Below are 16,371 nucleotides of genomic sequence, written 5' to 3' on the forward strand. Positions count from 1 at the left end.
TCAGTATACTACAATAAAACAAAAAACGGTTTAAGTTTCATCTTAAACCGTTTTTGTTACTATACTCTATTTAAAGTTTAATCTTTTTTATATAATATGGTTTTTGTCCTAAATCCTCGGCTCCTGTAAAAGCCGGAGCTTTATAAAGTTGATTTATTACTATATATAACCAACCATCATTACTTACAGCAACATTATCAGCCCAATCAATAGATGCATCTCTTATTAAAGGCTTTAGCTCGCCCGATGCTGTTAGAATATCAATTCCATGTTCTTGTAAATTAGTAAAGTAGTGATTACCTTTTGAATCTGTTGCAGCACCATCTGAAATAGGCTTTTTTCCTACTACTTGAATTGCTTCTGAAATTTCTTCATCCTCTTTTCCTTCTCTAAACAATTCAGCTGAGACACTGTACCATTTGGTTCCATTCATAGCTCCATAAAAAAGTGTATTTCTATCGTTACTCATTGTAATTGGATTAACAGCAACTCGTGCAGGTGCCCCACCGAAATTGATAACATTATTATTAATAATCATATCAATATCTTCTGATTGAACAGATTCGTGAGCAAAACGTCTTACAGTTTTATTTTTTGTATCAACAGCTAAAATTCCAGGATTAGCAATATCTGCAAGATAAACCCAACCATTTTTTTCGTCAACAGCTAAATCTTGAATAAAACTTCCTTTTGGTGTAATACCCTCAGGAAAATCAAATCTAAAAATTTCTTTTCTTGACGAAATATCAAAAGCAAATAAGCGCGTCATTCCCAAATTCTGACCCATATCAATTATCCATAAGACATTATTTTTATCAATTCGAATTCCTAAAGGAGTATCAATCTTACTATCATTAGCTTCTCCTCCATTTTTCTGATAATCTTCATTTGGAAATGGGTGTTTAGAATTATCAACTATTTCTAATAATTGAAATGAAGAATTATCAAGTGGATGCATGGTAGTAAATATTCTTCCATCACTACTTACAGCAACATTTCCAGGACGACTCTCAAATTCTGCAACTATTTGTAAAATGTTATCACTCTTTTCAACACTTTGATCTTTATTCGTTATAGCGTTTTTCTCTTTTTTATCGGGTGATTTGCACATGAAAATGGTTAGCGCAAATACAACAATTGTAATTAGGTTTTTCATTTTTAAATTGTTTTAAATAATTTCATCAATAGCCATTATTTACTTAATTCTTAATAACTATAAAAAATATAGTTACAAAATTAAATATAGTAATCAAGGTCTGCAATAACGGTCATAAATGATAGTACAATTAATATCCTGTTTTAGTTTTTAAAAATAAAAATGTAACATTTTTTAATTGTTGCATCTAAAGGAAAACTAAAACATAGAAATCATGAAAAATATCATTTACATTCTAACTTTCTTTTTAATTACTTCTGTACAAGCACAAAAAGAAAACCAACCAATTTATGCCCAAGTTTCAGGAAAAGGAAAACCAATTCTTTTACTTCCCGGATTTACTGTTCCTGGAGATAGTTGGCAACCGATTGTAAAAGAACTTGAAGCAAATTACGAATGTCATGTAATTACTTTAGCTGGATTTGGTGGAAAAAAAGCTATAGAGTTTCCTTGGTTGCCAAAAGTTAACGAAGCATTAGAAAATTATATTTCTAAGAATAACTTAAAAGACATTACTGTTATTGGTCATAGTTTAGGTGGAACAATTGCAGCTTGGCTTGCTAGTAGAGAAAAAAATGATATCGAAAAAATTATTTTAGTTGATGCTTTGCCTGCCGCTGGTGCTCTAATGATTCCGAATTACAATCCTGATTATTTAGTATATGAAAGTCCGTTTAACAAACAACAATTGAATATGAATTCTAAAGACTTTGAAAACTTAGCCAATTCAATGTCTAAAGGAATGAGTTTGAATAAAGATGCTCAAAATAATATCAAAAAATGGATGCTTCAAGCAGATCGTAAAACCTACGTGTATGGTTATACTGATTACTTAAAATTCGATACTCGTGAAAACCTGAAAAATATAAAAATACCGGTTACATTATTAGCTGCAGAGAAACCTTATGGAAAAGATATGGTAAAACAAACTTATGACAAGCAATATAAAAACTTAGCTAATTACGATTTTTTAATAGCTGAAAATTCTGCTCACTTTATAATGTTTGATCAACCAGAATGGTTCTTAAAACAAATTAAAAAAAGTTTAGCTTTGAAATAAATGAATATAGAAAATCAATTTACAGAGTTATATAATACCTATGCGCCAAAAGTATACAAGCTTTGTTTAGGCTATGCATCTGGAGTAGATGAAATCGCAAAGGAATGGCAACAGGAAACCTTTATAAAAGTTTGGAAACATAGAAATTCATTTAAAGGAGATGCCTCTATTAGCACTTGGATTTATAGAATTGCCATTAATATATGTTTGGGTGATTTAAGAAAATCTAAAAGAAAGTTTCAGCCAATCAATGAGAGTATCTTAACTACTCCGATGGATTCAAATTCTGAAACCTCAACTGATAAGGATATACAAAAGATGTATAGCTGTATTGATCAGTTAACTAAAAACAATAAGACATTAATTTTATTAGAATTAGAAGAAATTCCTCAAGCAACTATTGCAGAAACTACTGGAATCTCTCATGGTGCTTTACGAACACGATTATCAAGAATCAGAAAAGCACTTTTAAAATGTATCACCAATGGAAAATGATAAATTAAATCAACTTTGGAAAAGTCAAAAAGATAATTCCAATACTAATACGCCAGAAAACATAATTAAACTCGCACAAAAACAACGTAACGGACAGTTTTTATCTATAACTATTTTATCAATTACGGTTATAATTTTAATCGTATATACGATTTACTGTTCGGTTTATGAATGGAATAATTTTACAATAGGATTATTGTTAATGATAGGGAGTTTAGTTTTTAGAATAGTCTTAGAAACTATTTCACTGTACCGCAAAGAACAACAGCTCATTGCATTAGATAGTAAAGAATTTCAAAAATATTTAGGAAAACATTTTAAGCTAAGGAAGATTATAAATTATGTGGTTACTCCAATCTGTTTTATTATTTACACTTATGGTTTTACTAAGCTTCTACCCTATTTTAAACAAGAGTTCTCAGAAGGATTTTATACTTATATTTTAATTTCAGGTTTTCTATCGATATTGATAATTGCCATAATTGTAGCTTTCAGTATTCGAAGAGAAAATAAATTTTATGAAGAATTAAAATAATACTAGTTAAAGTGTCTTTGTTATAAAAATAAAGACACTTCTATTTTTAATTAAATTTTATCTCGTGGAGATGTAAACCAGAAGCTGGCGCGATTGACTTTAAAAAGGTAATATCTGAATTACCATCTAAACTTTCTTTAATAAAATCTAAATCATAATTCCCTTTTCCTACCTCTGCTAACGCTCCCATAATTAAGCGAATCTGATTACGCAGAAATCCATGTCCTTTAATAATTAGCACGTAACTTTTTTTAGGAAAAAAAGATGCAGTTAATTCTGTATTTTCAACGATTTCACAACTATCAATAGTACGTTCAACTTTGGTCTCCGCTGATGGTTTTGTACAATAATGTTTAAAATTATGAAAGCCTTCAAATAATTTAGCTGCCTCTTTCATCAATTCGATATTTAATGTTTGTAAATATCCTACTAAAAACGGTGCACAATACGGATGGTTCTTTTCTCCATGAGAAAAGTAGTACCGATACTCTTTAATTTTTGGATGTTGAATAATATTAAACTTTTCATCAGTTAACTCCTGAATTTCTAAAACCCGAATATCCGATGGAGAATTAATATTAAAACTTTTAATAAAACTACTTCCTTCTATTTTTTCATCAATAAATAATTGGTACGTATAATCTGTAGAAGAAACCTTTGCATCTGTTCTTCCTACTCCGATAGTTTTAAATCGAATTCCTTTACAAACAAACTTTAAGGTTTTGTCTAACGCCCAATGAACGGTTTTTAAGTTGGGTTGTTTTTGCCAACCATGAAACCTAAAACCCAGATATTGAAATTTAACTAAATAAGAATGATTATAGTTCATACTGCAAATCTAACAAACTTAAATCGCTATAAATACATAAAAATCACTATTCCAAAATTAGAATATTATAAAATAAACACTTCATTTTTATCATAGTCGTAAACTTTACAAACTATAAGGTTTTAGTAAAAACTATTCTGTAATTTCACAGCAATAACATTCATTTTTTAGACCATAATTTCATGAAAAACAGAAAATTATTAATGATTCCTGGACCAATTGAAGTTGATCCTTCAGTATTAAGAGCCATGGGAGAAGTTACTACGAGTCATGTTGCTCCAAACTTTATAGAAAGTTTTGGAAACTCAATTGAATTAATGCGAAAAATTTGGTTAGCACCTAACGGACAACCATTTATTGTTGCGGGAAGTGGAACATTGGCAATGGATATGGCCGTAAGTAATTTACTTGAACCAGGAGATAATGCATTAGTAATTTCTACAGGATATTTTGGAGAACGTTATAAAAATATTTTAGCAACTTATGGAGCTAACGTAACTGTTTTACAAGCTGAAATTGGAGAGATTGTTTCTTTAAATAAAATTGAAGAAGAACTATCATCTAAAAATTACAAGTTAGTTACGATTACTCATGTTGATACTTCAACTGGTGTATTAACCGATCCTAAATCTGTTGCAGATATTGCAAAAAAATATAATACACTAACTGTGTTAGATGGTGTATGCGCAACTGCTGGTGAAAGAACTCCACAAGAAACTTGGGGAATTGATGTTGTGTTAACGGGTTCTCAAAAGGCAATTGGAGTTCCTCCAGGTTTAGCTTTATTAGTAGTTTCTGAAAAAGCTATGACGGTTTGGAAAAATAGAAAAACTCCGGTACAAAATTATTATGGAAGCTTTACCAATTGGCTACCAATTATGGAAGCTTATGAAGAAAGACGTCCTTCATATTTTGGAACACCTCCAGTAAATTTAATTCGCGCATTAGAAGTTAGTTTGAACCTCATAAATACTGAAGGAATTGAACATAGAGTTGAATCTCATCTTATATATGCGAAAGCATTTAGAAAAGCTATTCAAAAAATTGGTTTACAATTAGTTCCAAAAAGAGAAGAAATCGCCGCAAATACCATGAGTGCAATTTTTTATCCAGAAGGAATCGATGGAAACCAATTTAGAAAAGATATTAGTGAGTACGGTGTAATTTTAGCTGGTGGTTTGCATTCAGAAATAAAAACTCAATATTTTAGAGTTGGACATATGGGCGCGATTAACAAAAGTGATATTGTTGCTACACTTAGTGCTATTGAATTTGCTCTTGCCAAACAAAACTACTCGTTTACTCTTGGAGAAAGTATAGGAACTTTCTTAGAAAATTTATAAAGCAAAAGCCTGCTTTGCAATTTCTAATTCTTCATTAGTTGGAATCACCAATAGTTTTACTTTAGAATTTTCTGTGTGAATTTCTGTTAATTCTTTAGCTCTAATACTATTTTTATTTGTGTCGATTTCTATTCCAAAGAACTCTAAATCTTCACAAACTTTCTCTCTAACTAATGAAGAGTTTTCGCCTATACCAGCTGTAAAAACAATGGCATCAACTCCATTCATTGCAGCAATGTATGATCCAATATATTTTTTAATTCGGTAGGTATTAATATCTAAAGCTAACTGGCAATCTTTATTTCCTTTAGATGCTTCAGCTTCAATATCACGTAAATCGCTATATCCAGTTAATCCGAACATTCCGCTTTCTTTTTGCAGCAACGTATTTACCTCGTCTATTTTATATCCTAAAGAATTTACTAAGTAAAAAATCAGCGTATGATCAATATCTCCACTTCTTGTTCCCATCACTAAACCAGTAACTGGACCAAACCCTAAACTATGGTCAATACTTTTACCGTTTTGAACTGCAGAAATACTACATCCATTTCCTAAATGCACCGTAACAATTTTAGATTCATTTTTTCCTAAATATTCGATGGCCTTTTCAGAAACATATTTGTGACTCGTTCCGTGAAATCCATATAAACGAATTTTACTTTCAGTTACAAACTTTTTAGGAATTGCATACGTATATGCTTTCTCTGGAATACTTTGATGAAATGCAGTATCGAAAACGGCAACTTGTTTCGCTTTAGTAAATATCGCTTCAGCAACTTTAATTCCTTCTAGATTTGCCGGATTATGCTGAGGAGCCAAAGAAAATAAATCTTCGATTTTACTTTTTACTTCTTCCGAAACTTCAGTTGTGCTTGTGAAAGAACTTCCTCCGTGTACAACTCTATGACCTACAATTTCAATTTCATCAGTAGAAGAAATCACACCAATCTTTTCATCTAAAAGTAAAGCAACCACTTTTTCTAAACCAACTCTATGATTTTCAATTTTTATATGTTCAGTAACATCATCATTTGCTGATTCATAATGAACTGCTCCTTCTTCTAAACCAATTCGTTCAATCAAACCAGAACAAATTACTTTTTCTTCTGGCATTGTAAATAATTGATATTTTATAGATGAACTTCCTGAATTTAAAACTAATACTTTCATATACTAATTTTCTTGTGCTTGAATTGCGGTTAGAATAATAGTGTTGTAAATATCATCAATTGTACAACCTCTACTTAAATCGTTTACTGGCTTTTTTAATCCTTGTAACATTGGTCCGATTGCTAATGCTCCAGTTTCTCTTTGAACCGCTTTATAGGTATTATTTCCTGTATTCAAATCTGGGAAAATTAACACATTTGCCTGTCCTGCTACTTCAGAGTTTGGTAATTTCTTTTTACCAACAGTTGGATCAACAGCCGCATCATACTGAATTGGCCCTTCAACTTTTAAATCAGGTCGTTTTTGTTTTACAATTTCTGTGGCTTTTCTTACAGTATCTACATCTTCTCCTTTACCAGAACTTCCTGAAGAATACGATAACATTGCAATCTTTGGATCTATTCCAAATGCAATACTCGAATCAGCAGAAGAAATTGCTATTTCTGCTAATTGCTCTGAAGTAGGATTTGGATTAATTGCACAATCTCCAAATACAGAAACTCTATCTTCTAAACACATGAAGAAAATAGAAGAAACTACTGAAAAACCTGGTTTTGTTTTTACAAATTGTAATGATGGTTTTATGGTATGCTGAGTGGTATGAGCAGCTCCAGAAACCATTCCATCCGCCAATCCTTTATACACCATCATAGTTCCGAAATAAGAAACATCCGCCATAAGATCTTCAGCCATTGCTGGACTTAACCCTTTGTGTTTTCTTAATTCATATAAAGTTTTAGAAAATTCCTCAAAATATTCAGAAGTACTAGGATTAATAATCTTAGTCTTTTCAAAATCGAAAGAAATATTTAATCTCTTAACTGCTGCTTCAACATTTACTTGTTTCCCCAGAATCGTTAAATCAACAATATCTAATTTTTGTAACTGAGAAGCCGCTGTTAGAATTCTGTCATCACTTCCTTCTGGCAATACAATATGTTTTCGTGATTGTTTTGCCCTTTTCAGTAAATTATATTGGAACATTCGAGGTGTTAATACGTTTGTTCCTTTATAAGTAATTAATTTATCACTTAATGTTTCGATATCTACATACTTCTCAAAAGTATTTATAGATAACTTTATTTTATTCTTATTCTCTGCATAAATATGAGAACGAATTGAGCCTAATTTTGATGCAATTCCGAATGTACCTCCTTTTACTTTTAAAATAGGAACAATCTTTTCCAGTCCAGTAATTAATTCAATTACAGAAGGACTTAAATCCATATCTCCAGTTAAAATTATACCAGATACTGTTGGATAACGACTTGAAATATTGGCTTGTAATGTTCCTAACAAAATATCTGAACGATCTGAAGGTGTGATTACTACTGCCTCATCTGTAAGATGATTTAAAAAGTGAGAAAGCTGCATTGCTCCCACTTTTATTTCACCTGTTGTAGAATTTAAGAACTCTTCTCCAAATAACACTTCGGCTTCTAAGGCCTGTGAAATCTCGTGAATAGTAGGATTGTTAAGTTTGCTGTTAACAGGAATTGCATTAATCAATAACGATTTTGGTAAATTTTCACCAATTCCATTAATAATAATATCTACATTTTTCTCTTGGACTTTATTGGCAATTACTGCGATTACTTCTACTTCTTTATTCGTAAAAGAATCATATGTTAATCGGAATCCTTGAATAAATTCTTCTAACGATCTATCAATTCCACCTGAAACAATTATAACTGGGATTCCAAGATTTTTTGCAATCAAAACATTTAGATCCATTTCAATTACTGCACCATGATCTGAGAAATCTGTACCCTCAACAATAACAAAATCATTCTTTTCCTCTAGCTTTTTGTATTTGCTAAGAATAGAATTGATGACTTCATCCTCTTTATCATCATTTAATAAATCTAATAGCTCTGATCTTGTAAAAGCATAAGTATCTTCATAATCACATTTTAGATTGAAAAAATTGACAATAGTATTTACGTGATTGTCTTTTTTTCCATCCACAGGATTATCAATAATTGGTCTGAAATATCCAACCTTTGGCTTATTCCTTAATAAAAGCTGCATTAAGCCTAAGCTTAACATCGACTTTCCAGAATTTGCTCCACTAGCGGCAATGTAGATTGCTTTATTCATTTTCTAATTTTTGCACAAAATTACTCTAAAATTAATAAAGCCTGCTACGATCTAAAAAATGATTTACCCTACAATATGTAATTCCGTGAAATTCTTTGGAATTACCATGGTGTTATTTTTTGAGTTGAACTTAACCGTTTTTAAGTCTACCAAAACATTATCGATTTCTACCGCAGTAATTTTAAATGGGAGACCAATGAATTCGAAAACCATAGTTTCATATTCCGTAATAAAAGTTCCGTCTTTATGTTGTTGAATTATTACTTCATTTTCTTTACCTGTAAAAGAGAATGTTCGTAAACTATATCTCCCTTTCATGTAATCATAACCATCCTGAGCATCTTCAAAAACTTTAGAAACTTCTTTTTCTCCTAATTTGAAATACACTTCAAGTTTCAATTCATCAATTACCTTTTCTCCTACATACTGTTGAACTGGATATTTCGGAACAATAGTTCCTTCTTTAATGAACATAGGAATTGTATCAATATCTGCATCTACCCATTTTTCTAATCCTCCTTTTACATATTCTTTTGTCCAGTAGTTATACCAATGTCCTCGAGGAATATACATTCTTCTTCCTTTAGCATTCGGTTCTTGAATTGGACAAACTAAAATTTGATTTCCAAAAATAAACTCATCTGTTCTGTAATGCGTTTGAGGATCATACTGATCATATAAAACAAGAGATTTCAACATTGGAATTCCGAATTCAGCGTATTCCCAAAACATCGTATATAAATAAGGAAGAAGTTGATAACGTAATTCAACATATTTACGAGTTACGTCAATTACTTCTTGACCGAATGTCCAAGGTTCTTGATTTCCATGGTCACCAGAAGAATGTGTTCTACAAAATGGATGGAAAACTCCTAACTGAATCCATCTTGCATATAATTCTCCGGTTGGATGTTCGGCAAATCCTCCAATATCACTTCCTGTAAAAGACATTCCACTCATACTCATTCGTTGCGCCTGAATATTTGCAATCCATAAATGTTCCCAAGTCGCAATGTTATCACCAGTCCAAGAAGAAGTAAAACGTTGTGCTCCAGAATATGCAGAACGCGTGATAATAAATGGACGTTTTGGATAAGCATATTTTTTCACACCTTCATAAGTTGCACGAGCCATTTGCGTACCGTAAATATTATGTGCTTTTCTGTGGCTACAGTGATGACCATCATAATTATGACGAACATCATTAGGGAATGTTTTTCCTGGAACCTCCATAACTGCAGGTTCATTCATATCATTCCAAATACCTTTCACTCCAATTTCATCAATGATTTCTTTGAATAATCCAGACCACCATTCTCTTACTTTTGGATTTGTAAAGTCTGGAAAGAAACATTCCCCTGGCCAAACTTTTCCTCGCATATAAGGACCATCTGCACGCTTACAGAAATAATCATTTTCCATGGCCTCTTTATACACCCAGTAATCATCATCAATCTTAATTCCTGGATCTATAATGGCAACAGTTTTAAACCCATCATCAGCAAGTTCCTTCACCATTCGTTTTGGATCCGGGAAATAATCTTTATTCCACGTAAAACAGCGGAATCCATCCATGTAATCGATATCCAAATAAATTCCGTCACAAGGAATTTGAAGTTCTCTAAACTTTCCTGCTACTTCTTTTACTTTAGATTCAGGATAATAACTCCATTTACATTGATGGTATCCTAATGCCCATAAAGGTGGCAATTCTGGCTTCCCAGTTAAATCTGTATAACGTGTAACTACGTCTTGCATATCTGGTCCGTAGAAGAAATAATAATTCATTTCTCCACCGTGAGCCCAGAAACTGGTTACATTTCTTCGTTCATTACAAAAATCGAAGAACGTTTTAAATGTATTATCAAAGAAAATCCCATACGATCTTTCTTCGTGCATTCCGATATAAAAAGGAACACTTTTATATAATGGATCTTGATCTTTACCAAATGCATATTGATCTGTAGCCCAATTTTCAATTCGTTTTCCTTTTAAATTTAAATGCATTGGTTTATCTCCTAAACCATAATAACATTCACCTTGAGGAGCAGCTTTACTCATTTTTACGATGTTCCCACCAAATTCGTAACTCTGTTCCCAGTGAAATCCCCAATCATCATTACAAATAACATTTCCGTTCACATCAAAAATGGAAACTTTTAAATCTGATTTATCAATTTGAATTACAATTTTAATTGTAATTATTTTATAACAATCATCGTGTTCTTCAACTTCTAATTTGCTATATCCTCTTGCACCATCGTCACTAATAGCATATGAAAAATCTTTATCAAAATTATTATCAGTAGCATATCTAAAACGTATTACACTTCCACGTAACACCGTTACCTGAAGTATCACTCCATTTTCTGTTTTAAAATAGATTTTATCTACATCTTGAGAGAAAGAATTAATTTTTCCTGGAAACAAATTCCCTTTGTATTCTAGTTCAGTATTAATAATCATGGTACTTCAATTTGGGTTTAATTACACTAATCAACTTGTTTATAAAAGAACGATTTAGACTTGAATTACTAAACGTTTATGTCTTGTTTTTACGAAATCGTTTTATTTAACTAATCTTCTATTTTAAACACAACCGCACTTAAAGGTGGTAATGTAATTTCGCAAGAATAGTTTCTATGATTCCATCCTTTATTTTCAATAGTTATATGCTTTTTATTTGATATTCCGCTACCTCCATACTTCTTATAATCGCTATTAAAAATTTGAGTAAGTCTACCTGATTTAGGTATACCTATTCTATAATTGGTTCTTGGAATTGGTGTCATATTACAAACCACAATAACCAGTTCTTCTTCTTTATTTCCTTTTCTGATATAACTAATTACCGAGTTTTCATGATCATCATAACCAATCCACTCAAATCCATCTTGTTCGAACTGTTTTTCATATAATGCAGGATATTTTTTATACAGAATATTTAGATCTTTGACTAGTTTTTGTACTCCTGAATGGAATCCGTATTCCAATACATACCAGTCTAAACTTTCTTGAAAATTCCATTCACCATGTTGACCAAACTCACCTCCCATGAACAATAATTTTGTTCCAGGATGCGTAAACATATAACTATACAAGAGTCTTAAGTTTGCGAACTTTTGCCATTCATCACCAGGCATTCTTCCAATGATACTTCGTTTTCCATGAACTACTTCATCATGAGATAAAGGCAACATAAAATTTTCTGTAAAAGCATACGTCATACTAAATGTAAGATCGTTTTGATGATGTCTTCTATATATTGGCTCTTTGGCAAAATATTGTAAAGAATCGTGCATCCAACCCATCATCCATTTCATACCAAATCCTAATCCGCCTAAATAAGTCGGTCTTGATATTTTTGGAAATGCTGTTGATTCTTCAGCAATTGTTTGCACGTCTGGAAAACTTCGATAAACTTCTTCATTAAGTTCTTTCAGAAAATCGATAGCTTCTAAATATTCATTTCCGCCAAACATATTTGGTTCCCATTCTCCATATTTTCTAGAGTAGTCTAAAAATATCATTGACGCTACGGCATCAACTCGTAATCCATCAACGTGGTATTGATCTAACCAGAATATCGCATTACTTATTAAGAAACTTTTTACTTCGTTTCTCCCATAATTAAAAATTAAACTTTTCCAATCTGGATGGTATCCTTTTCTTTTATCCGGATGTTCATATAAATGTGTTCCGTCAAACATTCCTAATCCATGATCGTCTTCCGGAAAATGAGACGGTACCCAATCTAAAATTACACCAATGTCATTTTGATGAAACTTATCGATCAAGAATTTAAAATCATCAGGATACCCAAATCTTGAAGTTGGAGCAAAATATCCAGTAATTTGATATCCCCAAGAAGGATCATATGGATATTCCATAACTGGCATAAATTCCACATGTGTAAATTGCATTTCTTTTACATAAGAAACCAATTCATCTGCCATTTCTAAATACGACAATGATCTATTATTGTCTTCAAATTTCTTTTTCCAAGAGGAAAGATGAACTTCATAAACTGAATACGGAGCATTAACAGCATTGTGTTTCTTCCTTTTCTTCATCCAATTTTGATCATCCCAGATATAAATATTATCCCAAACTACCGAAGCTGTTTTTGGAGGATGTTCGGATCTTCTAGCAAAAGGATCTGCTTTCTCTGTTATGATTCCATTGTTATGAGAATGAATTTTGTATTTGTATAAATTTCCTTTACCTACATTAGGAATAAATCCTTCCCAAATTCCAGATTCATCCCAGCGAACATTTAATTGATGTTCATACTCATTCCAAAAATTAAAATCACCAACAACAGAAACAGATTTTGCGGATGGAGCCCAAACTGCAAAATAAGTTCCTTCTACTCCATTCACTGTAGTAATGTGAGAACCTAATTTTTCATATAATTTATAATGTTTTCCTGCCTTAAATAAATTGACATCAAACTCGGTAAAAAAACTATGTGCAATAACTTTAGTCATAAAAAAATCTTTGCTTATTCTATTGTAAATCCATTTGGTATAACAGCTCTTCTTCTAACTACTATTATTCCATCTTTTATTACATAAGCTTCTTCTGTTGCATCTTTTAAATGTTTTCCTCCTTTTAATGTCACATTATTTCCTATTCTAGCGTCCTTATCTATAATTGCATTTTCAATAACACAATTTGCTCCTACTCCTATATATGGAGTTCCTGATTTTTTATCTTTTTCAATTTCATCTATTTCTTGATACACATTTGCACCAATCATATACGTACTTTTAATATCACATCCTTTTCCAATTCTGGAACGAATACCAATAACTGAATTTTCAATAGTTTTCGCGTTTATAATACAACCATCAGCAATCATAGACTTATTTAAAAGTGTTCCATAAATTTTTGATGGAGGTAAAATTCTTGGACGTGTAAGTACATTCTTTGAAGTATTAAATAAATCGAATTGTGGAATTTCTTCTGTTAAACCAATATTTGCTTCGAAAAATGAAGCAATAGTTCCAATATCTGTCCAATAGCCTTTATATTGATAGGCTAGAACTTTATTTTTTCCGATTGATTGAGGAATTATTTCTTTACCAAAGTCAATAGTATCCGGATTAGACATTAATTCCACTAATAATTCGCGATTAAAAATATAAATACCCATGGAAGCCAAATAGTTTCTTCCTTCAGCTTTCATCTCATCATCAACTTCAGATTCCCACCCATTTAATTGTTCCGATGATGGTTTTTCTACAAATGAAGAAATAAAACTCTCATCGTCTGTTTTTAAAATACCAAAACCTGTTGCATCATTTGCATTTACTGGAAGTGTAGCAATACTTATTTCAGCTTTTTTATTTATATGTTGTTCTAACATATCATCAAAGTCCATTTGATACAATTGATCTCCTGAAAGAATTAAAGCATACTCAAACTCATGATTTAAAACATGGTGCATCGATTGTCGAACCGCATCAGCTGTTCCTTGAAACCAAGTTTTATTCTCTGGAGTTTGCTCAGCTGCCATAATATCAACAAAGGCCTGACTAAACGTACTAAAAGTATATGTATTCTTTATATGTCTATTTAAAGATGCTGAATTGAACTGTGTTAAAACGAACATTCTTTTAATATCACAATGAATACAATTGGAAATTGGGATATCAACTAAACGATATTTCCCAGCTATAGAAACTGCAGGTTTTGATCTATTATCTGTAAGTGGTGAAAGACGTGTTCCTTGCCCTCCTCCTAAAATTATGGCTAAAACTTTCTTGTTAATCATGTATGGTTGGTTAAATTGATTTGTATAATTTAATATATTCTTGAGCAGATTTCGTCCAAGAATTATCTATTTTCATTATTGTTTTTTGGATTTTTCTGAAAGAACTAACATCCTTGTATAATTCAATAGCTCTTCCTATGGAATATTTTATATCCCAAACAGAAGCTTGATCATGACAAATACCAAATCCTCCATCTCCAATGTCGACCACCGTATCTTTTAAACCTCCTGTTCGCCTTACTATAGGAATTGTGCCATATCTAAGAGAATACATTTGATTTAAGCCACAAGGTTCAACTCTTGATGGCATTAATAGAAAATCACAACCAGCATACAATAAATGAGACAGGTTTTCATCATAACCAATATGAGCATTAAATCTACCTTTTAATTCTTCTTTAAGTTCAATCAGTTGTTCTTCTATCTCTTGATGACCAGAACCTAAGATCATAACATTAATCTCTTCATTCTCTTCTAAGGCTTCTCTAATCGCTTGAGGTAATAAGTCCGCAGACTTTTCCCCTACTAATCGACCAATAAAACCAAATAATGGTAACTCTACGTCCAGGTTATAAAATTCGCATATTTCCTTTTTATTGGCTTTTTTACCTGAAACCACATTAGAAACCTTATAATTCTTAACTAGCATGCTATCTTTTTCCGTATTCCAGAAATCTGTATCAATTCCATTTAAAATTCCAATACATTTATTTGACTCACTCCTTAATAAACCTTCTAAACCATTTGCACGTTCCTTCAGCTCTTCCATATAAGAGGGAGAAACAGTATTTACCTTAGAAGCACATTTGATCCCAGCTGCTAAAGGATTAATGCTACCATACCAATCTAATAATCCCACATTATCGAAATTAAAGGAAGGAATTAATTTAATCTCTTCATGTGAAAACTGACCTTGATATTGGGCATTATGAATTGTAATTACTGTAGGTGTATATTTTAATTTAAGATAATCATCACAATAATTAATCATAAAAGGTATAAGTGAAGTATGATGATCATGACAGTGTATTACATCAAATGATTTGTCACTTATACTTAACCAATTTAAAACAGCTAATTGAAAACCTATATATTGTTTTGATTCATCGTCGTAACCATAAACATTTTCTCTATCTAATAAACCTTCTACTCGAACAATATATGTAGTTACTCTTGTTGACTTAATAAGTATAGTAGAAATAGAATAATTATATAATTCATTTTTAAGTTTAAAAACACCAGTAAATTCACTCCTTAATTTTCTTCTCTTAAAAAATGCATTATCATAATATGGCATAATAACGTTTGATTCGTAACCTAAATCATTTTGATACTTAGGTAATGAACCAACAACATCGGCCAATCCACCGACTTTCGCAATAGGATAACATTCGAAACTGGTATGTAAAATTTTCATTCGGAGGGTAAGTTTATTAGTTAACTCTAAAGTTAATTAATCAACAAAACAAAAACTGAAAATAATTATTAAAAAAAAGCTACTAAAAATGAAGAATCATTAAAAAATGATCAAATATTTAACTTTTTGGAGTATTAATATAACTATAACGTTATATAGTGATTCTAATGTTTGGGATAAAGACAAAAAAAACGCTCAATATAATATTGAGCGTTTTTTGTTAAAAAAGAAAGGCGACGACCTACTCTCCCACCAGTGGCAGTACCATCGGCGCTAATGGGCTTAACTTCTCTGTTCGGAATGGTAAGAGGTGAGCCCCATTGCTATAATCACCTTAAGTTGTTTCAGTATATTTCAACTGTATAAGTTAACATATAAGTAAAATGATATAATAAATTATCAAAGAGTTTGTTCCCGGCCCGAAGACCGGGATACGTACATAAGCCTATGGGTTATTAGTACTACTCGGCTACATACATTACTG

12 protein-coding genes and 2 rRNA genes (1 of these 14 cut by a window edge) are annotated in these 16,371 nt (G+C 31.5%); 4 read left to right on the plus strand and 10 right to left on the minus strand.

From position 1 onward, the window contains the following. Positions 1-70: 70 nt before the first annotated feature. Positions 71-1,156, minus strand: a complete 1,086-nt coding sequence (locus ABNT61_RS07375) for an L-dopachrome tautomerase-related protein (protein WP_348745436.1) — start codon at positions 1,154-1,156, stop codon at positions 71-73. Between the two features lie 214 nt (positions 1,157-1,370). Between ABNT61_RS07375 and ABNT61_RS07380 the strand changes: the two genes are divergently transcribed. The 3 genes from ABNT61_RS07380 to ABNT61_RS07390 are packed head-to-tail and all read left to right on the plus strand — an operon-like array spanning position 1,371 to position 3,246. Next, a complete protein-coding gene (locus ABNT61_RS07380; RefSeq protein ID WP_348745437.1) occupies positions 1,371-2,216 on the plus strand; it encodes an alpha/beta hydrolase in 846 nt (281 codons plus the stop codon). Further along, positions 2,217-2,711 (plus strand): sigma-70 family RNA polymerase sigma factor, encoded by a 495-nt coding sequence (locus ABNT61_RS07385; RefSeq protein ID WP_348724064.1) that lies wholly within the window; start codon positions 2,217-2,219, stop codon positions 2,709-2,711. It abuts the gene before it with no gap. Further along, positions 2,701-3,246, plus strand: a complete 546-nt coding sequence (locus ABNT61_RS07390) for a hypothetical protein (RefSeq protein WP_348745438.1) — start codon at positions 2,701-2,703, stop codon at positions 3,244-3,246. The genes ABNT61_RS07385 and ABNT61_RS07390 overlap by 11 nt, the downstream gene beginning before the upstream one ends. A 46-nt stretch (positions 3,247-3,292) precedes the next feature. Here ABNT61_RS07390 and ABNT61_RS07395 read toward each other — a convergent pair whose 3' ends face one another. Next, positions 3,293-4,075: a tRNA pseudouridine synthase A gene (locus ABNT61_RS07395; protein WP_348742559.1), complete on the minus strand. Its 783-nt coding sequence runs from the start codon at positions 4,073-4,075 to the stop codon at positions 3,293-3,295. Between the two features lie 182 nt (positions 4,076-4,257). Here ABNT61_RS07395 and ABNT61_RS07400 point away from each other — a divergent pair, with 182 nt between their 5' ends. Beyond that, positions 4,258-5,418 (plus strand): alanine--glyoxylate aminotransferase family protein, encoded by a 1,161-nt coding sequence (locus ABNT61_RS07400; RefSeq protein WP_348745439.1) that lies wholly within the window; start codon positions 4,258-4,260, stop codon positions 5,416-5,418. Here ABNT61_RS07400 and ABNT61_RS07405 read toward each other — a convergent pair. The 8 genes from ABNT61_RS07405 to ABNT61_RS07440 all read right to left on the minus strand — a co-directional run. Next, on the minus strand, positions 5,413-6,591 hold the full coding sequence (locus ABNT61_RS07405) for an acetate kinase (protein ID WP_348745440.1): 1,179 nt from the start codon (positions 6,589-6,591) through the stop codon (positions 5,413-5,415). The genes ABNT61_RS07400 and ABNT61_RS07405 overlap by 6 nt on opposite strands. Before the next feature lie 3 nt (positions 6,592-6,594). Further along, entirely contained in the window at positions 6,595-8,691 is a 2,097-nt protein-coding gene (pta, locus tag ABNT61_RS07410; RefSeq protein ID WP_348745441.1) for a phosphate acetyltransferase, read from the minus strand. Positions 8,692-8,754: 63 nt separating this feature from the next. After that, complete coding sequence (locus ABNT61_RS07415) at positions 8,755-11,157, minus strand: glycoside hydrolase family 31 protein (protein ID WP_348745442.1); 2,403 nt, start codon at positions 11,155-11,157, stop codon at positions 8,755-8,757. 110 nt (positions 11,158-11,267) lie between these two features. Next, positions 11,268-13,181, minus strand: coding sequence for a 1,4-alpha-glucan branching protein GlgB (glgB, locus tag ABNT61_RS07420; RefSeq protein ID WP_348745443.1), 1,914 nt, complete (start codon positions 13,179-13,181; stop codon positions 11,268-11,270). A gap of 14 nt (positions 13,182-13,195) precedes the next feature. Next, positions 13,196-14,470 carry a glucose-1-phosphate adenylyltransferase gene (locus tag ABNT61_RS07425; protein WP_348745444.1) on the minus strand — a complete coding sequence of 425 codons (1,275 nt, stop codon included), beginning with the start codon at positions 14,468-14,470 and terminating at the stop codon, positions 13,196-13,198. Between the two features lie 10 nt (positions 14,471-14,480). Beyond that, complete coding sequence (locus tag ABNT61_RS07430; RefSeq protein WP_348745445.1) at positions 14,481-15,887, minus strand: glycogen/starch synthase; 1,407 nt, start codon at positions 15,885-15,887, stop codon at positions 14,481-14,483. A gap of 228 nt (positions 15,888-16,115) precedes the next feature. Next, positions 16,116-16,224: ribosomal RNA gene (rrf, locus tag ABNT61_RS07435) — 5S ribosomal RNA — on the minus strand. 98 nt (positions 16,225-16,322) lie between these two features. Continuing rightward, positions 16,323-16,371: ribosomal RNA gene (locus tag ABNT61_RS07440) — 23S ribosomal RNA — on the minus strand; it runs 2,739 nt beyond the window's last position.

This window comes from Tenacibaculum sp. 190524A05c, from assembly GCF_964036595.1.
GTDB classification, from domain to species: domain Bacteria; phylum Bacteroidota; class Bacteroidia; order Flavobacteriales; family Flavobacteriaceae; genus Polaribacter; species Polaribacter platacis.

Coding starts and splice junctions, on each gene's coding strand:
- ABNT61_RS07405 (WP_348745440.1), bottom strand. CDS start 6,591: ATGAAAGTATTAGTTTTAAATTCAGGAAGTTCATCTATAAAATATCAA.
- ABNT61_RS07425 (WP_348745444.1), bottom strand. CDS start 14,470: ATGATTAACAAGAAAGTTTTAGCCATAATTTTAGGAGGAGGGCAAGGA.
- ABNT61_RS07380 (WP_348745437.1), top strand. CDS start 1,371: ATGAAAAATATCATTTACATTCTAACTTTCTTTTTAATTACTTCTGTA.
- ABNT61_RS07390 (WP_348745438.1), top strand. CDS start 2,701: ATGGAAAATGATAAATTAAATCAACTTTGGAAAAGTCAAAAAGATAAT.
- ABNT61_RS07385 (WP_348724064.1), top strand. CDS start 2,217: ATGAATATAGAAAATCAATTTACAGAGTTATATAATACCTATGCGCCA.
- ABNT61_RS07395 (WP_348742559.1), bottom strand. CDS start 4,075: ATGAACTATAATCATTCTTATTTAGTTAAATTTCAATATCTGGGTTTT.
- ABNT61_RS07430 (WP_348745445.1), bottom strand. CDS start 15,887: ATGAAAATTTTACATACCAGTTTCGAATGTTATCCTATTGCGAAAGTC.
- ABNT61_RS07400 (WP_348745439.1), top strand. CDS start 4,258: ATGAAAAACAGAAAATTATTAATGATTCCTGGACCAATTGAAGTTGAT.
- ABNT61_RS07415 (WP_348745442.1), bottom strand. CDS start 11,157: ATGATTATTAATACTGAACTAGAATACAAAGGGAATTTGTTTCCAGGA.
- ABNT61_RS07375 (WP_348745436.1), bottom strand. CDS start 1,156: ATGAAAAACCTAATTACAATTGTTGTATTTGCGCTAACCATTTTCATG.
- pta (WP_348745441.1), bottom strand. CDS start 8,691: ATGAATAAAGCAATCTACATTGCCGCTAGTGGAGCAAATTCTGGAAAG.
- glgB (WP_348745443.1), bottom strand. CDS start 13,181: ATGACTAAAGTTATTGCACATAGTTTTTTTACCGAGTTTGATGTCAAT.